The sequence below is a fragment of the Roseibium litorale genome (assembly GCF_014842915.1).
GTDB lineage: Bacteria > Pseudomonadota > Alphaproteobacteria > Rhizobiales > Stappiaceae > Roseibium > Roseibium litorale.
Genome location: NZ_JACYXI010000001.1, coordinates 782,453 through 803,018, shown reverse-complemented (window position 1 = coordinate 803,018; position 20,566 = coordinate 782,453). Strand labels below are relative to the sequence as shown.

Below are 20,566 nucleotides of genomic sequence, written 5' to 3'. Positions count from 1 at the left end.
TTGAAAGCTCGGCTTGATGCGATCGACTGGCACATCTTGAAGGAACTGCAGGATGACGGCCGCATGACGAATGTCGAGCTTGCCCGCAGGGTCGGGATTTCGGCACCGCCCTGCCTGCGGCGCGTAAGGGCTCTGGAAGAGGCCGGTCTCATTCACGGCTATCGCACCCTGCTGGATGAAAAACAGCTTGGCTACGACGTCACAGCCTTCGCTATGGTTGGCCTTCACAGCCAGACTGAGGCGGATTTGATTGCCTTTGAAGAGACCGTGAAGTCGTGGACCATCGTTCGCGAGAGCTACATGCTGTCGGGCGAAGTGGACTTTCTGCTCAAGTGCGTTGCTCCGGATCTGCAGAGCTTTCAGAATTTTATTATCCGCGAGTTGACTGCCGCGCCCAATGTGGACAGCGTCCGCACTGCCCTGACTATCCGCTGCACCAAGGACGAGCCGGTCGTTCCTATTTCGCTCAGCTGATCTGGCAGTCTTGCCTGCCAGCCTTGTGCCGCTGGCAGGGCAAAAAGAATCAGGCTGTCGCGGGGGACTGTCCGCCGCCACTTTGCCCCCACACGGACTGGCTCTGCAGTCCCCGGCGCGGTGCTGTCTTGCGGCGCAGCCGGTGGATAAGCCGGATTTCCCGTAGCGAGGTGATGATCACCGTAAGCGTGACGGCGAGTATGAAGGCCGTCGACAGGATTTTCATCGGGAGTATCTGGTTGGCGAGCAGCCCGCCTGTTCCGGTCCCCAATGCCTGCAGACCCGAGTTAACCTGAGCCCCGAAGCCGTCTTGCCATGGCTGTATGTTCCCGGCGAGGAAAACAAGGCCATGCAGGATCGCAAAGGACAATCCTCCGACGACGATGAAAGCTGTGAAGAGTTTGCTGCCAAGGCCGAGCGGAGCCTCACGCCGGGCCATGAGCCGGCGGATGAGGCACTTCTCACGATGAGGCAGCGCCCAATAGGCAGAGGTCCTGAGTGCCCAGATGGGAACAGCCACAGTCAGAAGGCTGAGACTAAGGGTGTCAAGAAGGTCCATTCCGCTTCTCCTATTCCGCGGAAACCTGCGCCATATTGTAATGCCATATTCTGCAAGGTCAAATTGCGGAGTGGAAAAGGGCCTTGCCCTGCCGGAAGTCTGCCGGTTCCCGCAGGGCAATACGAGAATGCCCGCGTCGGGCGCGGGCATTCTCAAAGCTTTTCTGCCTGGCAACGGGCGGAAAGGCCCGCTCAGTCCGGTCAGATGTAATTCACACCCACGATTTCGTAGGAGCGGGCTCCGCCAGGAGCTGCCACTTCCACCGTATCTCCGACGGTCTTGCCGATCAGGGCGCGGGCGATCGGAGAAGAAATGGAAATCTTGTTCTGCTTCACGTCGGACTCGACGTCGCCAACGATCATGTATTTCTTTTCTTCCTCGGTATCCTCGTCGATGAGGTTCACCGTGGCGCCAAACTTGATCGTGTCTCCGGAGAGTTTGGTGACGTCGATGACTTCGGCGCGCGAAAGCTTGTCTTCGAGTTCCGCAATGCGGCCTTCGTTGTGGCTCTGCGCTTCCTTGGCGGCGTGATACTCGGCGTTTTCCGACAAGTCACCATGGGCGCGAGCTTCCGAAATCGCATCGACAATGCGCGGCCGCTCTACGGAAGTACGCTCCTTCAGTTCAGCCTGAAGCATCGCGTATCCGGCGGAGGTCATCGGAACTTTTTCCATTGGTCTCAGACCTTCAGCTTATTGGGTCCCGCCTTTTCACGGGACCGCACGTCACAAAAAAGAACCCAGCCGGGAAAGAGAATCTTTCCCGGCCGGTTCGAACCTAATCTCAGCTCAGCCGAAGTAGGATTGCAAGGGCCTGACTTCAAGGTTTCCAGCCTTGTAGGCCACAATTCCCTTTGCTGCGGCCACCGAACCTGCCAGCGTCGTGTAATACGGCACTTTCTGCAGGAGGGCTGCCCGGCGCATGGACCGGCTGTCGGCGAGGGCCTGTGCGCCTTCCGTTGTGTTGAAGACGAGCTGTACATCACCGTTCTTGATAGCATCAACGATGTGCGGGCGGCCTTCAAGTACCTTGTTGACCTTGTCACAGGCAATTCCCTGCTCCTCAAGGTACTTCTGGGTGCCAGAGGTTGCGATGATCTTGAAGCCGGCGTCAGACAGGCGGCGGCAGGCATCGACTACACCGGCCTTGTCCTGGTCACGCATGGAGACGAACACGGTTCCGGCTTCTGGAACGACCGTGTTGCTGGCGATCTGGGACTTTGCGAAGGCAATCGGAAAGGCCTTGTCGAGGCCCATGACTTCACCGGTCGAGCGCATTTCCGGGCCGAGGATCGTATCCACGCCGGGGAAGCGCGCGAATGGGAACACAGCTTCCTTCACCGCAACATGGTTCAGCTTCTTTTCGCTCAGGCCGAAGGAGGCGAGGCTTTCACCTGCCATCACCCGGCTGGCAATCTTTGCCACCGGGATACCAACGGTCTTGGCCACGAACGGTACCGTTCGCGAGGCGCGCGGATTGACTTCGAGCACGTAGATCTCGCCGTTCTTGATCGCGTACTGGACGTTCATGAGGCCGCCGACTTCCAGGGCAAGAGCCATGGCTGTGGTCTGGCGCTTCAGTTCCTCGATCATCTCAGCAGACAGAGAGAACGGTGGCAGGGAACATGCGCTGTCGCCGGAGTGGATGCCGGCTTCCTCAATGTGCTCCATGATACCGCAGATAAAGACGTCTTTGCCGTCGCACAGGGCGTCCACGTCCACCTCGATGGCGTTTTCCAGGTAGCGGTCGAACAGCAGCGGGTTGGTGCCGAGTACGGTGTTGATCTGGCCGGTCTTGTCATTCGGATACTTGGCGCGCACTTCGGCGGGAACCAGTTCCGGCAGCGTGCCGAGCAGATAGGAGTTGAGGGCTTCCTCATCGCGGATGATCTGCATCGCGCGGCCGCCCAGAACGTAGGACGGGCGGACAACCAGCGGCAAGCCCAGCTTTCCGGCAATCAGGCGGCCCTGCTCAACGGAGTAGGCGATGCCGTTTTCCGGTTGCTTCAGGCCGAGTTTGATCAGCAGCTTCTGGAACCGGTCACGGTCTTCCGCCAGATCGATCATGTCCGGCGAAGTGCCGAGGATCGGCACATTGGCGCGCACGAGAGCCTGCGCCAGCTTCAGCGGGGTCTGACCGCCGAACTGGACGATCACGCCGTGCAGGGTGCCGTTCTTCTGCTCGGTGCGGATGATTTCCAGCACATCTTCAACGGTCAGCGGCTCGAAGTAGAGACGGTCTGACGTGTCGTAGTCCGTGGAGACGGTTTCCGGGTTGCAGTTGACCATGATGGTCTCGTAGCCCGCCTCTTCCAGCGCGAAAGCAGCATGGCAGCAGCAATAGTCGAACTCGATGCCTTGGCCGATCCGGTTCGGACCACCGCCGAGGATGACGACCTTCTTCTTGTCCGTGGGATTGGACTCACACGCAGGTGCGCCCATGAACGGAGCTTCATAGGTGGAGTACATGTAAGCGGTCGGGGAGGCAAACTCGGCTGCGCAGGTATCGATACGCTTGTAGACCGGGTGCACGTCCAGCTCGGCGCGCAGCTTCGCAACGTCTGCCGCATCCTTGTCTGTCAGGGAGGCGAGGCGGGCGTCGGAGAAGCCCATGGACTTCAATTTGCGCAGAGCCTGGGCATTCTGCGGCAGGCCGTGTTCGCGAACCTTGTCTTCCATCTGAACGATGGCGTGCATCTGCTCCAGGAACCAGGAATTGATGCCGCAGGCCGCGTGGATGTCTTCAAGGCTCATGCCAAGACGCATAGCCTGGGCCACGTTGAGGATGCGGGTTGGCGTCGGCACCGAGATCGCGGCGCGGATGGCGTTGGTGTCATCCCCCTGGCCAAGGCCCGGAATTTCGGATTCGTCGAGGCCGTTGAGGCCGGTTTCCAGACCGCGCAGAGCCTTCTGCAGGCTTTCCTGGAAGGTGCGGCCAATTGCCATCACTTCACCCACGGACTTCATGGCCGTGGTCAGTGTTGGTTCGGAACCCGGGAACTTTTCGAAGGCGAAGCGCGGGATCTTGGTGACCACATAGTCGATTGACGGTTCGAACGAGGCCGGGGTCGCGCCGCCGGTGATGTCGTTTTCCAGTTCATCCAGCGTGTAGCCGCAGGCGAGCTTCGCAGCGATCTTGGCGATCGGGAAGCCGGTTGCCTTGGAAGCCAGAGCCGAGGAGCGGGAGACGCGAGGGTTCATCTCGATGACGACAAGGCGGCCGTTTTCCGGGTTCACGGCGAACTGCACGTTCGAGCCGCCGGTTTCCACGCCGATCTCGCGCAGAACCGCGATCGAGGCGTCGCGCATGATCTGGTATTCCTTGTCCGTCAGCGTCAGAGCCGGCGCGACAGTGATGCTATCGCCTGTGTGGACCCCCATCGGATCGAAGTTTTCGATGGAGCAGATGATGATGCAGTTGTCCGCCTTGTCGCGGACCACTTCCATCTCATATTCCTTCCAGCCGAGCAGGCTTTCGTCGATCAGGATCTGGCCGTTCGGAGAGGCATCCAGGCCCGAGCGGGCGATGGTCTCGAACTCTTCCCGGTTATAGGCAACGCCGCCGCCTGTGCCACCCATGGTGAAGGCCGGGCGGATGATCGCCGGCAGACCGATGTCGTCCAGAGCACGCATGGCTTCCATGAAACCGACGTTGCGGTCGTAGCCGATGATCTTGCCCGCTTCATTGCGGATGGCTGGGGAGGAGGCAATTGCGGCGCGCGGGTTCTCAAGCCCGATGGCATCCATCGCAGCGCGGAACTTCTCGCGGTCTTCTGCCTTCTCGATTACGTCAGCCTTCGCGCCGATCATCTCGACACCGAATTCTTCCAGAACCCCCATTTCCTCCAGGGCGAGGGCGCAATTCAGCGCCGTCTGACCACCCATGGTGGGAAGGAGCGCGTCCGGGCGTTCCTTTTCGATGATCTTGGCGACGATCTCCGGAGTGATCGGCTCGATATAGGTCGCATCCGCCAGTTCCGGATCTGTCATGATCGTTGCTGGGTTGGAGTTCACGAGAATGATGCGGTAGCCCTCTTCCCGGAGCGCCTTGCAGGCCTGAGTGCCCGAATAGTCAAATTCACAGGCCTGGCCGATGACGATCGGGCCTGCACCAATGATGAGAATGGAGGAGATGTCTGTGCGTTTTGGCATCGGGGCTCGCAGCGGCCGTTGCCGCGCAGGTTTGCACCTGCCGGGTCGGCTCGTTCCATGATGAAAGACTATGTCGGCTGAGCGCGTCTTATAGGCAAAAGCGTCGCGGGAAGGAACCCCGCAGATGGCTTTAATTTCCATTCAGTTCGTTCGCACGGCCACAATTTGGAGGATGGCAGTGGATGACATGTCTTGAAGGAGGTACTCCGGTGGTCATGTGTCGTCAAAATCGGGCTTGCCTCGAATCATGTCCGGGTTTCTTCGGTGGTCCTGAAGGCAGAGCATCCCGCCCAGCCGCGATACCGTGTTTTGCTCTTTTGCTGGCGGTACACGCGCTCAAGTCACGGACCGTTTGTTCTTCATATCCAGTTGGGCTGTCCGGGTGCTTAGAGTTAAGAATGCTACATGCCGGAAGCGGATATCTTGGAACCTGGCCGGGTGGTTCCTTCAACATCTTCCGCTATACAGTTCTCGGGAGTATCAGCCTTCAGGGCAGGGGGGTGATGTGAGAAGCCTCTCAATTCAAACCGTATCCACGCAGGTGTCATTAAGGGACTGAGTGAATATCTGAAGCAGCCTGGGCTTGATATGCGCACAAGTGCTGCCGTGGTGGACGGAGACAGGGTCCGCTTGAGCTGGACCTTCGTTCCAACCACATTGCAGCCTCATCAGCTTCTCGGCAGGTATGCCGGTATCGTTGTGGAGCGCTCAAGAATGGGTTTGGCGGAGAGCCGATCGCACCTCTGCATGCGGAGCTGACGAGAGCCGCTCCCGCAAATGCGAGTTTGCACCGTCAGGTTTCAGGTCTCTCAATCACCTTCGGGGCGCATGGGAACCGGATTGTGTTTCCTCTCGCTCCGATGATCCGGGACAATCCAGCAGCGGATGCCGAAGTGTTCCCGGCTTTGGTTGAGCTTTGCGAGAGGCGTCTGGCAGAGCATGCCGTCGCATCCGTTTTGCCGGACATGCGAGTGGGATCATCCGGGCTAAGATCTCGCCGCCGGATCTTAACTTGAGCATTGTCGCCCGGGAACTGGGGATGAGCTTGCGTGTACTCCAGCGCCGCCTCTCCGAAACCGGGCATAAATTTCAGGAACTCCATGACGATATACGGCGGGTTCTTGCGTCGGATTTGCTGCGTGTCACGGCACTGCCGGTTTCGGAGATTTCTTACCGGCTAGGCTTTTCCGCCATTGGGAACTTCACGCGCGCTGCGCGGCGCTGGTTTGGTATGCCCCCGCGTGAGTGGCGCTGGGCTGGAGCCATGAAAGGGCAGCGAAAGGCCAGCTGATTTGGAGCTGCTGCTCTGGAGGTTGCTCGACCATTAATTGTTTATCATGTTTCAAGCAATCAATTATTGTATTCAAATCAGACACATTTAGAAACATTCCACATATAGATTATCGATAATTAGTATTTTTTGCAAATTTTTTTCTGAAGTGTTCTGTGCGTAGGGCAATCTATACGTAATCTAGCAAAATTAATTTCACTCTGCGGCCGTCTTGTTTGTCTTTATGCATCAGTTTGCTCAAAATTGGTCGAAATGAATAAAAAATGGCGCGAATTGCGAACTACAGATCATGCCTTTGGTGACATACTGAACGCTGCGTGATGGGCGGCTCTCCTGCTCGGCATTTCTACGGAAGGGTCGCAGTGGCGTTATGGGCTGTGTGGGCGTCTTTCTGTTCGAAGGTGGGTCGGACAGAGGGGCGTGCGTGTAACGGAACCGCCAGCGCTCATGAAAAACTATATCGGGCATTAAAATGAACAGTATAGCTACCAAGATGGTTGTCCTGCCGGATATCGCAGGACCGGTGATGGAGGATGTGTCTGAAGCGCAGCCTCTCGCCATCTCAGAGATGTCGGAACTTTTTGACGTAACCCTCAGAACCCTCCGTTTCTATGAAGAGAAAGGGCTGCTCAATCCGGTCCGGCGCGGTGCCCGCCGTTTCTATGGCACTCAAGATGTGAGCCGGATGCGGATCATTCTGCAAGCCAAGAAAATCGGGCTAACCCTTGTGGAGATCCGGCGGGTTATCAAGCTCGTTGAGAGCGACACGCCACGCCAGAAGCAGTTCACCGAACTGCGTGACATTTGCGAAAGCCAGCAGAAGATGCTGCGCGAACAGAAGACCATGCTCGATGAGCAGGTCGCCGAAGTGGACAATGTCTTGTCCTCTCTGAACCAGCTGGTTGCGGCCAGTTAAATCGATCTGATTCCGTCCGATGGCTCTCCTCCCGGAGCCGCCGGATTTCTGAATAAAGAGAAGCCCGCGAAACGATTTCGCGGGCTTTTATCATTTCACATCGGTGTTTGGCTTTGGCGGCTCAGCCTGGATGTCAGGCGGACTTTGCGTCCCGCATGAAATCGGTAAAGCGCTTGAACAGGTAATGGCTGTCGCGCGGGCCGGGAGACGCTTCCGGGTGGTATTGAACGGAGAAAACCGGCTTGCCCTTGAGGCGGATACCGCAGTTGGAACCATCGAACAGGGAGACATGCGTCTCCTCGACTGTGTCGGGGAGACTTTTTGCATCCACTGCAAAGCCGTGGTTCATGGACGTGATTTCCACCTTGCCGGTCGTGTGGTCATGAACCGGGTGGTTGGCGCCATGGTGGCCTTGATGCATCTTCACGGTCTTGCCGCCAAGGGCAAGCGCCAGCATCTGATGTCCAAGGCAGATGCCGAAAGTCGGGATACCCTTTTCGATAACGCTCTTGATGGTGCCGGTTGCATATTTGCCCGTTGCGGCGGGATCGCCAGGCCCGTTGGACAGGAAGACGCCATCAGGATTATGGGCAAGCACTTCGTCTGCGCTGGCATTCGCCGGCAGAACGGTGACCTTGCAGCCTGCATCGGTCAAAAGGCGTAGAATGTTGCGCTTGATGCCGAAATCGAGGGCAACAACGTTGAACTCGGGCGTTCCTGCGTGGCCATAGCCCTTTTCCCAAACCCACGAAGTCTCGTCCCACGGATGGGTTTGAGTGGTGGTTACGTCCTTGGCAAGGTCCATACCTTCAAGGCCGGGCCACTCTGCTGCCATCTTCTTGAGGGCATCGAGGTCGAACTTGCCATCCGGATGGTAGGCAATAACACCGTTCGGCACGCCCTTTTCACGGATGAGGGCAGTCAGAGCGCGGGTGTCCACACCGGAAATGCCAATCAAGCCGCGGGCCTTGAGCCACTGGTCAAGATGGCGTGATGCGCGGTAGTTGGCCGGCTCGGTGATCGAGGCGTTGAGGACGCAGCCGCGGATGCCGCTTTCCGCCGCCATGTTTACGGTCTCGATGTCCTCATCGTTGGTTCCGACGTTCCCGATATGGGGAAAAGTGAAAGTAATGATCTGGCCGGCGTAGGACGGATCGGTCAAGATCTCCTGGTAACCGGTCATGGCCGTGTTAAAGCAGATCTCGCCAACAGCTTCACCGGTGGCGCCGAGGCCTTCGCCTTCGATCACGCTGCCATCGGCAAGGACAAGGAGGGCGGTCGCAGGCTTAGTGGACCATGCGTCGGCAGTCGTCATGTCTTGTTTCCAGATTTTGTTGGTGACATCATGCGCTGCAGGGAAGGCGAAAGCGCGCGGGCGAACCCAACATTAATGCCGTCTGCATTAAGCGCCGGACTCTAGGGGATGCAGGGCGGATCGTCAACATTGATCGTCCGAAAAATATACTATATAGATCAACACTTTAATGGTCCTAGTTGCGTAAACGCAAGCGTGCGCCGATGTTGTGCGCGCTCCGGGGCAGGGGAAAGCCATGCGCGAGAAGATCAATTCGGCTCTGAAAGCCGCAGAAACTGCCAATGACAAGGGGCGCGTTGCGACCCTCCGGCTGATTCTGGCTGCGATCAAGGACCGGGACGCCGTTGTCCGGCAAACCGGGCGTGATGGTGTCGGGGATGACGAGGTGCTGGACATCCTGCAGAAAATGGTGCGCCAGCGTGACGTCTCCACCAAGGAATACGAAGAGGCCGGGCAACTGGAACTTGCCGCACAGGAACGGCACGAAGGCGACATCATCCGTGAATTCCTGCCGGGGCAGATCGACACGGACAAAATGCGTGTCCTTTGCGAAAAAACCGTCCGTGATCTGGGCGCCCATGGTCTGAGGGACATTGGGCGCTGCATGAACGAGCTGAAGGCGCGCTACCCTGGCCAGATGGATTTTGTTCAGGCCTCCTGCGTTGTGCGCGATCTCCTGCGTGTGGAAAACAACGGACCGGCCGGCACGGCCTGATCTTTTCAGGCGCGCTCAGCGCCTGTGGATTTTGCTATTCACAGCTGTCTGATATAAGCCGTCTCAGGCGAGGGGCCGGAGACCGGCGTTCCCGCTTATCTCCAAATGTAAAAAGTGCACTTCCGTCACGGGCTGATTGCCAAGCTGTGTGGAGGCTATACTCTTTTCAGGATGCCGGACGGCGGTCCGGCAAGACTGTAACTGGCGAGTTCAATGCGTTTCGACAATCGACTTCTCGATGAGATACGGGCCCGTATCAATCTGTCCGACCTCGTCGGGCGGAAGGTGACGTGGGACCGGCGCAAGACTCAGCCGGGGAAGGGGGACTTCTGGGCCTGCTGCCCCTTCCACCAGGAAAAGAGCCCGAGCTTTCACGTTGAAGACCGCCGGAACCGCTATCATTGTTTCGGCTGCGGGGCATCGGGCGATCACTTCCGTTTTCTGATGGAAACCGAAGGCCTCAATTTTCCGGAGGCGGTCGAGCGTCTTGCCGATCAGGCCGGAGTACCTCTTCCTGCACCGGACCCCCAGGCGGCCCGGCGGGAAAAGCAGCGTGCCAGCCTCGCCGACGTTTGCGAGATGGCGGCAAAGTTCTTTCAGATGGAATATGGCGGGCCGCGCGGGACTGCCGCCCGAGCCTACACCGCGAAACGCGGCCTGACGGCTGAGACGCTTGCCGAATTCCGGTTTGGGTTTGCTCCGGAGAGCAGGGATGCCTTGAAGCAGCATCTTGCCACCCGGGACGTGCCGGAAGACATGATGATCGAGGCAGGGCTTTTGATTAAGCCTGACGATGGCCGTCCGGCCTATGACCGCTTCCGCGGCCGCCTTATGATCCCGATTCATGACGAGCGCGGGCGGGTCGTGGCTTTCGGCGGGCGCACGCTCAATCCTGAAGGCCAGCCCAAGTATCTCAACTCTCCTGAAACGCCTCTGTTTCACAAGGGCGTCATGCTGTTCAACGCGCACAGGGCACGTGAACCTGCCTACAAGAGCGGCCAGGCTGTGGTGGTGGAAGGCTATCTGGATGCCATTGCCCTTTGGCAGGCTGGCGTGCGCCACGTGGTGGCAACCCTTGGCACGGCCTTTACAGAAGATCAGGTGACGCGGCTTTGGAAGTTTGCGGCCGAGCCCGTCGTCTGTTTTGACGGGGACGCAGCTGGTGTGTCCGCCGCGCACCGGGCAATCGACCGGATTTTCCCGGTGCTCCACAGCGGCTACTCGTTCCAGTTCTGCTTCCTGCCCGATGGCATGGATCCGGACGATCTGATCAAGCAGCGCGGACTTTCGGGCTTTGAGGCGGAAGTCGCCAAGGCGCAGCCTTTGTTTGATGTGGTGTGGGACAGGGAGACGTCCGTCTCGCGCGTCGATACGCCGGAGCGGAAGGCGGCACTGGAGAAGCGGTTCGATGATCTGGTGGAAACGATCCGGGACCCGCGGGTCAAGCGCCGCTATCAGATGGATCTCAAGTTCAAGCTGTCCAATCTGTTCTTTGAGCTGTCCCGTCAGCGCGGCGGGGAGGGCCGGAGGCAGGGGAACAAGGGCGGCTTCCTGTCTGGCGGCAGTTTCCAGCCCAAGGCGGAGCCCGGCAGTCTTCTGGCGGTCCGAACGGGGCTTCCGGAAACACCGCATTACGGCATGGAGCGTTTGATCTGCGGGCTTTGCGTGCATTATCCGCAGCTTCTCGACAGGCATCTGGAACGGCTGGCAACCGTCCGTTTTTCAGACGCGCTTCATGGAAGGTTCCGGGACGCGCTCTGCCTCTTTGCCCAGAAAAGCGACGGTGCAGGAGCTGCCGCCGCTGATGTTGCGGCCAGCCTGGACGATAGTCTTCAGGCCCTCATGCGGGAGATGATGGAAGATGCCCGTCCCGGGTCCGCGCGGGGCGGGTCTTTTTCGGCGTTGACCCAGCGCTTTCCCTTGCTCCGCAGTGCGCCGCCCGAGGACTTTCTTGAAGCCGTGTTCATGCATTTTCTCGACATGCTTGAGTTGAACACATTGGAGGCCGAGCTGGAAGGGGAGATGGCTGCAGCCGAACTCGACCTGAACGAAGAGAGCTGGATGCGGGTTCAGGCGATGAGCCAGGATCTGAACCGCCGCCGCGAGGAATGCATGCGGGAAGAGGCGGAACTGGCGGAACGGGCCAAGAAGATCCGCTCTGCTCCGCAAAGGTCTGAGCCTTCCTTTGCGGAACTGCCAAGCCCCGAAGGGGCTGAGGTGCCGTTCTGAGCATCTGGAAGGCTGTTCCAGCTCAAAAAAACTTAGCCGATCTAATTGACGATTCGCGAATCACACTTGCGAATCGGCTGCGTCGAGCTAAATAGAAGCTTTACAGCGAAAAGAGCCGCGAGAGGTCATGGGACCGGCGGCAAGAAGTCTTGTTACCGCTGTGGACCCGAATTTGAAACTCTTCGGACTGCAGCAGCAATCCGGGAAGCAGCATACCCGTGGGAAGGACGCGAGGAAAACTGGCGCCGGGTCGTTTTTTTCACGGTTAATTGGGACTTAAGGGACACGGCTTACAACTCATCTCGCGATTCTTATCATCAGACGGCTGCGCGGCGTAAAAGCTTGCGCGCTGGAGATGGTGCGGGGGTAAGCAAATTCAGACGCGCCGCGAATGGGGTCATTCGCGATTGTGGAGCAGAATATGGTAGCGAAAGCGACACAGGCAGACGACACTCAGGACAACAACGCAGATGGTCCGGACGGGCCTTTGCTCGATCTGTCGGATGCTGCTGTCAAAAAGATGATCAAGACCGCAAAGAAGCGCGGTTATGTCACCTATGACGAGCTGAATGAGGTTCTCCCCTCAGACCAGAACACATCCGAGAAAATCGAAGACATTATGTCCATGCTCTCTGACATGGGCATCAATGTGATCGATGCAGAAGAAGCAGATGAGGCCAACGCCGACGACGATGTCGAAGGCGGAGATCTGGTCGCAAGCAGCGGTTCTGCTGTCACCAAGGCAACCACGGCAAAAGAGCCTACGGACCGGACCGACGATCCCGTGCGCATGTATCTGCGTGAGATGGGGTCTGTCGAGCTGCTGTCGCGCGAAGGCGAAATTGCGATCGCGAAGCGCATTGAAGCTGGCCGCGAGGCAATGATCGCGGGGCTTTGCGAGAGCCCGCTGACCTTCCAGGCCATCATCATCTGGCGTGACGAGTTGAACGAAGGCACCGTTCTGCTGCGTGACATTATCGATCTGGAAGCAACCTATGCCGGTCCGGATGCCAAGGGCGGCCCGGTCGTTGCGAATGACGATGACGAGGACGCGGCACCGAGCGGTCCACGCGCGGCCAATGATGCCGGTCCGGACGGCGAGAACAGTGCTGAAGGCGAGGAAGACGGTGACGACGAGGACGAGTTCGAGTCCAACGTCTCCCTGTCCGCCATGGAAGCCGAACTTAAGCCGCAGGTTCTGGAAACCTTCGACCGCGTTGCTGAAAGCTACAAGAAGCTGCGCCGTCTGCAGGACCAGCTGGTGGAAAACAAGCTGGCCAACAAGACGCTCAGCCCGTCCCAGGAACGCCGCTACAAGAAGATCCAGGAAGAGCTGGTCGTCGACGTCAAGAGCCTATCGCTGAACCAGAACCGTATCGACGCCCTCGTTGCCCAGCTCTACGACATCAACAAGCGCCTGATGGGCTATGAAGGCCGTCTGCTGCGCCTGGCCGACAGCTACAATGTCGACCGGACCGACTTCCTCAAGCAGTATCAGGGGGCCGAGCTCGACCCGAACTGGCTGCGCAAGGTTGCGAACCTCTCCACCCGCGGGTGGAAGAACTTCGTTGCCAAGGAAAAGGACAACATCCGCGATCTGCGTCAGGAAATTCAGACGCTGGCGACCGAAACCGGTCTCGAGATCACGGAGTTCCGCCGCATCGTCGCTATGGTGCAGAAGGGCGAGCGCGAAGCCCGCATCGCCAAGAAGGAAATGGTCGAGGCAAACCTGCGCCTCGTGATTTCCATCGCCAAGAAGTACACGAACCGCGGCCTGCAGTTCCTCGACCTCATTCAGGAAGGCAATATCGGCCTGATGAAGGCCGTGGACAAGTTCGAGTACCGCCGCGGCTACAAGTTCTCCACCTACGCGACCTGGTGGATCCGTCAGGCGATCACCCGTTCGATCGCCGACCAGGCCCGCACGATCCGTATTCCGGTGCATATGATCGAGACGATCAACAAGATCGTCCGCACCTCGCGCCAGATGCTGCACGAGATCGGCCGCGAGCCGACCCCGGAAGAGCTGGCCGAAAAGCTGCAGATGCCGCTGGAAAAGGTTCGCAAGGTTCTGAAGATCGCCAAGGAGCCGATCTCTCTGGAAACCCCGATCGGGGACGAGGAAGATTCGCACCTGGGCGATTTCATCGAGGACAAGAACGCCGTTCTTCCCATCGATGCGGCCATTCAGTCGAACCTGCGTGAAACCACGACGCGCGTTCTCGCCTCGCTCACCCCGCGTGAAGAGCGCGTGCTGCGCATGCGTTTCGGCATCGGCATGAACACCGACCACACGCTGGAAGAAGTCGGCCAGCAGTTCTCGGTGACCCGTGAACGTATCCGCCAGATCGAGGCGAAGGCGCTGCGCAAGCTGAAGCATCCGTCCCGGTCCCGCAAGCTGCGGTCGTTCCTGGACAGCTGATCCGGCACGAGCCAGTTCTGAAATGAAGAAGAGCCCGGTGGATTATCCGCCGGGCTCTTTGTCTGATGAAGGGCGTGCACTTCATAGAGCTCCCAATTTTGCCTCAATGCAGATATTCATGGTCCAATGGATGAACGCGGACCGATGATGGACAGGGACCCGGCAAACTGGGTGCGGATAGGTGGGGGAGTGATGATCTCCCTTGTCCTTCATGGTCTCGTCGTTGCAGCGCTGCTGACCAAGGTTGACTGGCAGCTTCCCGATATGCGGGAGGAACAGCAGACGGTGGACGTGGTTCTTGTGCCTGAACCTGAGCCCGAACCTCAGCCAGAGCCTGAGCCGCAGCCGGAAGAAGCAGCCGCGACCGAGCCCGAGCCTCTGCCTGAACCAGAGCCTGAACCGGAGCAGCCGCAGGCCGAAGAGGAAGCAGCCCCTCAGCCCGCCTCTGATCCCGAGCCCGCCCCCCAGGCAGAAGAGATGCAGGAGCCGGAAGCGCAGCAAGCCGAGCCGCAGCAGCCCTTGCCTGTGCTGCAACCCGTTTATGAATATGCCGACAAGGACAATGGATCCGAGCAGGCGCAGGACGGGGCGGAAGAACCAAGCGAGCAGGAAACCGAGGTTGCTCAGGAGCCTGAGGAACAGGCCGAGCCCAATGGGGAGGAGACCGCCGAGGCAGAGCAATCTGAAACCCCTGAGGTGACCGAGACCCCGGAAGAGCCTGAGACGGCAGAAACCGAAAACGTGCCAGAGGTTCCGGAAGAGGTGCAGGAGGCTGAAAGCCTTGCTGCCGGTCCGGAGGCACAGGCAGAAGCCTCGTCTGAGGCAGAAGCCATTCCGGCAGGACCGGAACCGTCAGACGTTGCGCCGAGTGACTTTGGCACTGTCGGCCCGATTGCGAGCCTGAGTGCGCCGCCACCGAAGCCTGCGAAGCCCAAGGGCATACCCAATGGGGGCTCAGGCAATCTGATCAAGGCCCGGAAGATCTATTCGGACGCTCTGTCGGACGATCCGCGTGCCTGGACGGCCATGGCGGGGATGAGCCGGGATGAGCGGGCCAACATGCTGTGCATGACCGAACTGCGTGATCAGTTGCGGCGCGCCAGCCCGCCTTGGCGGCCGGAGGCGCTGCCTGTCCTGCATCTGGATACTGGCACGGTGCTGCAAGCGGACAGGGCGGCATTTCGGTCCGCCGGGCAATGGTATGACCTTGCCGTCCGCTGTGAGGTCAACAGCCGTGTCACACGAGTTGTCGACTTCGGCTACCGGGTCGGCGCTCCCGTTCCGCGCAGCCAGTGGCGGCAGCGCAAGTTCCCGGAACTCTGACCGGTCAGTTCGCAGTCTCAGCCCAGCTGGTTCCTGATCGCTCTGAGGAAGACCCTGGCCCCGACCGGGATCAGTTGTTCCGGGAAGTCGTAATCCGGATTGTGCAGGGCGGGGTGGTCTTCGCCTGCCCCCAGGAAGAACATGGCCGCTGGGCAAAGCGTGCGGAAGCGTCCGAAATCCTCTGAAGCGCGCATCGGCAGGTCCGCCGGACCAAAGGGAACCCCTTCGTCTGAAAGTGCTTGTTCCAGAACGGCAACGGCTTCCGGCGCATTCTCGCAATGGTGAAAGACATCGTGATAGGAGAAGGAAAGCTCAAGGCCGTGCTCCCTGGCTGATTGTTCTGCCAAACGTTCGGCGGTATGGCAAAGGCTGGCCATTCCATCATCCGTGAGCGTGCGCAAGGTTGCCCAGATCTCTCCATCTCCCGGAGCAATACCGAAGGCTTCCTTGCCAAGCCAGGCATGGGTGATTGTCACCAGGGTGAAATCCGCATCTGCCTGCGTTCCCTTGGAAAGGGCCGAAAGCGCCGGCATCAAGGCTGCTATTGCAGGCATGGGAGAGATGCCGGTATCCGGCTGGGACGCGTGGGCCGTCTTGCCTTTGAAATGAAGCTTGAGACCGCGGGATGCGCAATTGACCGGGCCGGTTTTCAGCCCTGCAAATCCGAGCGGCAGGCCAGGCAGGTTATGCAAGGATAGAGCAAGGTCGGGATGCAGATCTTCAAAGGCCGGATCGGCCAGAACAGCTGCTGCGCCTGACCCATCTTCCTCAGCCGGTTGGAAAAGCAGCACCACCCTGCCTTTTGCCGGGCGCTGGCGGTGAAGGGCCAGAGCAATTCCTGCCAGAGTGGTCATGTGGCCGTCGTGGCCACACAAGTGCCCTTTGCCCGGAAATTCCGAACTGTAGGAAAGTCCTGTCTTTTCCTCGATCGGCAGGGCGTCCAGTTCGCAGCGGATGAGGAGTGCCGGGCCCGTCTCTGCGCCCTCAAAGACAGCTGCCACGCCGTGGCCTCCAAGACCGGTGACAAGCTTGTCCGGCTGGCAGGACTTCAGCGTCTCTGTCATCCGGACCGCCGTCCATTCCTCCTGACCTGACACTTCGGGATGGCGATGGAGGTTACGCCTGAGGGCGGCAAGCTGATCGAGATCTTCTTGAGAAAAAGGCATGACACCGTCTCTTCTTGGCGAAGGGGGCAGTTATCCGGAAACGGTTGCCGCGCACAAGTGCTGCCAAAACCCGCAAACAGCTGTTGGGGGAATGCTATTTTCGCTTGGAGCGGCATCAACTGCCCGCTAAATTTGGAGGCAGACGCGAACTTGTTCAAATTACAACCATGAAAGACTGTTCCTCATGACCTTTCTCGCTCCGTTTTCTCCGTTCTTGCTGAGCGCCCTGCGCATTGCGTCCGGTCTTTTGTTTCTGCAGCACGGCACGACGAAGTACCTCAGCATTCCCGCGACCAAGATGTCCGGGATCGCTCCCACGACCATGGCAGGAGCTGCCGGTTTGATCGAACTGATCTGCGGCGGTCTGATCGTGATCGGGCTTTTTACCCGCCCGGCTGCTTTCCTGGCTTCTGGCACGATGGCGGTGGCCTATTTCATGGTGCATGCGCCGGGTAATTTCTATCCGATCCTCAATGGCGGTGAGCTGGCGGCCCTCTATTGCTTCGTTTTTGTCTACCTGGCAGCTGCGGGTCCCGGACCGATCAGCGTTGACAAGGCCATCGGCCGCGCCTGATAGCGTTCCCGGCTGTTTTGCGAAAGCCCCCGTTCCGGATAGCCGGAGCGGGGGCTTTTATCTTGTTCCGGGCTTCAAACAGGTCTCATCAGTCCGAAACAAGCAGGCTTGCCGCAAGACACATCATAATGACGGAGATAATCAGGTCGAGCACCTGCCAGGCCCGGGGACGGGCAAAGATAGGCCGCAGCAGCTTTGCGCCATAGCCGAGCGTGAAAAAGAAGATGAAGGAGCCTAGCACCGCGCCAACTGCGAAGAGCGCTTCTTCCCCCGGATAACGGCTGGCGATAGAGCCGATCAGCAGAACCGTGTCCAGATAGACATGGGGGTTGAGATAGGTGAGCGACAAGACCACGAGGAGTGTCGAACCAAGGCTGGAGACGGTTGCGCCCTTCGGGTCCAGCCGTTCACCGCCCTTGATAGCCGTCCTCAGGCTGCGCAGGCCATAGATCAGGAGGAAGGCCGCGCCACCGAAGCGCAATATGGGCTCGATCCACGGCAGAAGGCGTGAAATTGCGGCAAGGCTCGTCACCCCGAGCGTGATCAGAAGCGCGTCGCTTAATGCGCAGGTCAGGCAGACCCAGAACACATGCTCGCCGCGCAGTCCCTGCCGCAGCACAAAGGCGTTCTGAGCGCCAATGGCGGCGATCAAACTGAGCGAAAGAAGAAATCCGGAAAATGCGGTGGTCACGTTTGGCTCCTTGAGAGGGACGCCTTTTGACTAGAGGAAGGAAGTGAATTAGAAAAATTCAAAATCCTTCTTCTTTATTAGAGCTTCTAATGAATCTGGATCCGGCGCAGCTACAGGCTTTTTCCGCAGTTCTGCGAACAGGCGGCTTTGAAAAGGCGGCGCAGGCTCTTGGCGTGACCCAATCGGCTATCTCTCAGCGCATACGGTTTCTGGAAGAGCGCCTCGGCTGTATTCTCATCATACGTGGACACCCTTGCACGCCAACCGAGGCAGGCGTCCGTTTGCTCCGGCACACGGAAGATCTGGAGCTGCTTGAACAAGCACTGAAGGCCGACATCGGTCTGGATGACCTTCCTGGCACATTCACCACTCTGCGGATCGCGGTGAACGCCGACAGTCTGGCCACCTGGTTCGTTGAGGCCTTGTCACAGGTCGGCGGGCTCTTGTTTGATGTCGCCATTGATGATCAGGACCACAGCGCCGGTCTTTTGCGGCGCGGTGAGGTGAGGGCAGTGGTAAGCGGAGATCCCTCGCCCGTGCAAGGATGCGATTGCTGTCCCTTGGGCTCATTGCGGTACCGGGCAACAGCCAGCCCTGCCTACATGGCCAGATGGTTTGATCAAGGCGTGACGCCCGACGCGCTTCAAAAAGCGCCGATGCTGACCTATAGCGCGAAGGATGCTCTGCAGAGCAACTGGATCCGGCAGGTTTTTGGGCTCAACATGACCCCGCCAACGCACTGGATCGCTTCCACCCACGCCTTTGTTGATGCGGCAGCCGTAGGACTGGGCTGGGGCATGAACCCGGAACCACTGGTGCGGCATCATCTGACGGAGGGAGCTCTCGTGGAGTTGTGCCCCGGCCAGGCATATGATGTTCCCCTTTTCTGGCATGCCAGCCGCGCAGCGGACAGGCTCCTGAAACCTTTGACGCAGGCGGTGCGGACCTGCGCGGCAAAGACACTTGTTCCGGGATAGCAGCCAGGAAGATGCAGACCTTTGAGGGACTTGCGGATGAGGCAAGAAGGCGGCAAATTCCGCCGAAAATTTCCTCTCCGGATCATGCTGACAGGATCACACATGTCCCAGACTACGACGCTTGCTCTCCTCGAGCGCTATTACACTGCCTTCAATGCCGGTGACACGGCCGCCATGGAGGCGCTGGTTAGCGATGACATTGCTCATGACGTGAATCAGGGAGAGCGGCGCAGCGGCAAGGCCCTGTTTGCGGAGTTCAATGCGCATATGACCCGCTGCTACAAGGAAGAGCTGACGGATCTGGTTCTCTTTGCCAATGAGGATGGCACCCGGGCTGCTGCCGAATTCATTGTCAACGGCACCTATCTTGCAACCGACGAAGGCTTGCCGGAAGCCGCAGGGCAGACCTATCGTCTGCCAGCAGGAACCTTCTTCGATGTGAAGGACGGTAAAATCGCGCGGATCACGACCTACTACAATCTTGAAGACTGGATTGCACAGGTCGGCGCCTGAGCAGATTTGAGGCTGGAAGGCACAGCGGGTTGTAACCGCTGTGCCTCCCGTTAAACTGGTGGCAGTCTTTCTCTCTTGCTCCCGGTTCATCATGAAGATCATTATTGTCGGTGCTGGCATCGCTGGCCTTTCAACCGCTTGCGCGCTTACCCGCCGGGGTGCCGAAGTCACCTTGCTGGAACAAGGGCAGATTCCGAATCCTCTGTCTGCTTCGGGGGACCAGCACCGGATCATCCGCAGGGCCTATGGGGCTCAGGGCGGATATCAGCGGCGCATTGGGGAGGCCTATGCAGCCTGGGACCGGCTTTGGGACGGCCTGGGTGCTCGTCATCTCGCGGACACGGGGTTTCTGCTTCTCTGCCGCCAGCCGGGAGACGAGGCTGAGGGGATGCGCGACGGACTGATCGCCGGCGGCTACGCCTTTGAAGATTTCAGTGCAGCTGAGACGGCACAACGGTATCCGTTTCTTGACGGGGAAAGCCTTCGTTACGGAACCTACAGCCCGGAAGGCGGTGTTCTGTTTTGCCAGAAGATCGCAGCTGGTCTGCGCGATTGGCTGGCGGCGCGCGGCGTTGACGTTCGGACGGATACCCGCGTGGCTTCGCTCGATGCAGAGGCCGGGCGTGTTCATCTCGAAAGTGGTGAAGACCTGCTGGCGGATAAGGTCGTGGTCACTGCTGGCGCGTGGGCGCTCGGGCTTATGCCGTCACTGTCGCAGAGCTTGACGACCTATCGCACAGCCGTTGCCTATCTGACCCCGCCATCAGACCTCCAGGCACATTGGGAGACCGCTCCTGTGATCCTCTCGACGGGCGGTCCGGTCGAGGGGTATGTCATTCCTCCGGTCGCCGGAACCGGACTCAAGGTCGGGGCTGGTCTTCACAAGCGGCTGGGGCAGCCGGATCAGAACCGGGTCCCGGAGCCTTGGGAAGGGCTGTCCCTGCGCAATTTGATGGCACCTCCTTTTTCGCGCATTGAGGAGTATAAGGTCGCGGATGTGGTGACCTGTGCCTACACTTTCACAGCAGATGAGCATTTCTTTGTGGAGGAGACCGGTAAGGCGGTCGTCGTGTCGGCCTGCTCCGGGCACGGCTACAAATTCGGCGCGGTTGTTGGCGAGAAGATTGCGGAGGGCCTTCTCGAAGGGACTATGGACGTTCAGCGGGTCTGGCTGGAAGCCCGTGATTGAGATTGCTGCAGGTTCTCCGTTTGGGGCCTGAGCTCGACAGGGCGAAGGACAGGTTTTTGAC

At 59.1% G+C, this 20,566-nt stretch carries 17 protein-coding genes; 11 read left to right on the top strand and 6 right to left on the bottom strand.

The annotated features are described in order from the left end of the window. Entirely contained in the window at positions 1-474 is a 474-nt protein-coding gene (locus IG616_RS03925; protein WP_192146554.1) for an Lrp/AsnC family transcriptional regulator, read from the top strand. Between the two features lie 49 nt (positions 475-523). Here IG616_RS03925 and IG616_RS03920 read toward each other — a convergent pair whose 3' ends face one another. From IG616_RS03920 to carB, 3 genes are all read right to left on the bottom strand, one after another. Beyond that, positions 524-1,033, bottom strand: a complete 510-nt coding sequence (locus IG616_RS03920; protein ID WP_192146552.1) for a hypothetical protein — start codon at positions 1,031-1,033, stop codon at positions 524-526. 200 nt (positions 1,034-1,233) lie between these two features. Continuing rightward, the gene (gene greA, locus IG616_RS03915; RefSeq protein ID WP_192146549.1) at positions 1,234-1,707 is read right to left on the bottom strand and encodes a transcription elongation factor GreA; all 474 of its coding nucleotides are present in this window, start codon (positions 1,705-1,707) and stop codon (positions 1,234-1,236) included. Between the two features lie 114 nt (positions 1,708-1,821). Next, the gene (gene carB, locus IG616_RS03910; RefSeq protein WP_192146547.1) at positions 1,822-5,184 is read right to left on the bottom strand and encodes a carbamoyl-phosphate synthase large subunit; all 3,363 of its coding nucleotides are present in this window, start codon (positions 5,182-5,184) and stop codon (positions 1,822-1,824) included. A gap of 916 nt (positions 5,185-6,100) precedes the next feature. Between carB and IG616_RS03900 the strand changes: the two genes are divergently transcribed. Together IG616_RS03900 and IG616_RS03895 are read left to right on the top strand one after the other, a co-directional pair. Beyond that, positions 6,101-6,475 carry a helix-turn-helix transcriptional regulator gene (locus tag IG616_RS03900; protein ID WP_343072334.1) on the top strand — a complete coding sequence of 125 codons (375 nt, stop codon included), beginning with the start codon at positions 6,101-6,103 and terminating at the stop codon, positions 6,473-6,475. A gap of 472 nt (positions 6,476-6,947) precedes the next feature. Next, entirely contained in the window at positions 6,948-7,391 is a 444-nt protein-coding gene (locus IG616_RS03895; RefSeq protein WP_209007252.1) for a MerR family transcriptional regulator, read from the top strand. Positions 7,392-7,524: 133 nt separating this feature from the next. On the opposite strand, the gene carA is transcribed toward IG616_RS03895, so the two are convergent. Beyond that, positions 7,525-8,706: a glutamine-hydrolyzing carbamoyl-phosphate synthase small subunit gene (gene carA / locus IG616_RS03890; protein WP_192146543.1), complete on the bottom strand. Its 1,182-nt coding sequence runs from the start codon at positions 8,704-8,706 to the stop codon at positions 7,525-7,527. A gap of 235 nt (positions 8,707-8,941) precedes the next feature. Between carA and IG616_RS03885 the strand changes: the two genes are divergently transcribed. From IG616_RS03885 to IG616_RS03870, 4 genes are all read left to right on the top strand, one after another. Beyond that, the gene (locus IG616_RS03885) at positions 8,942-9,421 is read left to right on the top strand and encodes a GatB/YqeY domain-containing protein (RefSeq protein WP_192146541.1); all 480 of its coding nucleotides are present in this window, start codon (positions 8,942-8,944) and stop codon (positions 9,419-9,421) included. A gap of 213 nt (positions 9,422-9,634) precedes the next feature. After that, positions 9,635-11,650, top strand: coding sequence for a DNA primase (gene dnaG / locus IG616_RS03880; RefSeq protein WP_192146539.1), 2,016 nt, complete (start codon positions 9,635-9,637; stop codon positions 11,648-11,650). A 421-nt stretch (positions 11,651-12,071) separates the two neighbouring features. After that, positions 12,072-14,072 (top strand): RNA polymerase sigma factor RpoD, encoded by a 2,001-nt coding sequence (gene rpoD, locus IG616_RS03875; protein WP_192146537.1) that lies wholly within the window; start codon positions 12,072-12,074, stop codon positions 14,070-14,072. A gap of 192 nt (positions 14,073-14,264) precedes the next feature. Next, on the top strand, positions 14,265-15,395 hold the full coding sequence (locus tag IG616_RS03870) for a DUF930 domain-containing protein (RefSeq protein WP_192146535.1): 1,131 nt from the start codon (positions 14,265-14,267) through the stop codon (positions 15,393-15,395). Positions 15,396-15,412: 17 nt separating this feature from the next. Here IG616_RS03870 and IG616_RS03865 read toward each other — a convergent pair whose 3' ends face one another. Next, complete coding sequence (locus IG616_RS03865; protein WP_192146533.1) at positions 15,413-16,561, bottom strand: amidohydrolase; 1,149 nt, start codon at positions 16,559-16,561, stop codon at positions 15,413-15,415. Between the two features lie 184 nt (positions 16,562-16,745). On the opposite strand from IG616_RS03865, the gene IG616_RS03860 reads away from it, so the two are divergent. After that, positions 16,746-17,135 carry a DoxX family protein gene (locus IG616_RS03860; protein ID WP_192146531.1) on the top strand — a complete coding sequence of 130 codons (390 nt, stop codon included), beginning with the start codon at positions 16,746-16,748 and terminating at the stop codon, positions 17,133-17,135. Between the two features lie 88 nt (positions 17,136-17,223). Here IG616_RS03860 and IG616_RS03855 read toward each other — a convergent pair whose 3' ends face one another. Next, entirely contained in the window at positions 17,224-17,826 is a 603-nt protein-coding gene (locus tag IG616_RS03855) for a LysE family transporter (protein ID WP_192146529.1), read from the bottom strand. A gap of 89 nt (positions 17,827-17,915) precedes the next feature. On the opposite strand from IG616_RS03855, the gene IG616_RS03850 reads away from it, so the two are divergent. The 3 genes from IG616_RS03850 to IG616_RS03840 all read left to right on the top strand — a co-directional run bounded on the left by IG616_RS03850 (position 17,916) and on the right by IG616_RS03840 (position 20,505). Beyond that, positions 17,916-18,803 carry a LysR family transcriptional regulator ArgP gene (locus IG616_RS03850; protein ID WP_192146527.1) on the top strand — a complete coding sequence of 296 codons (888 nt, stop codon included), beginning with the start codon at positions 17,916-17,918 and terminating at the stop codon, positions 18,801-18,803. Between the two features lie 102 nt (positions 18,804-18,905). Next, a complete protein-coding gene (locus tag IG616_RS03845) occupies positions 18,906-19,316 on the top strand; it encodes a ketosteroid isomerase-related protein (protein ID WP_192146525.1) in 411 nt (136 codons plus the stop codon). Between the two features lie 91 nt (positions 19,317-19,407). Then, a complete protein-coding gene (locus IG616_RS03840; protein ID WP_192146523.1) occupies positions 19,408-20,505 on the top strand; it encodes an NAD(P)/FAD-dependent oxidoreductase in 1,098 nt (365 codons plus the stop codon). Positions 20,506-20,566 lie beyond the last annotated feature (61 nt).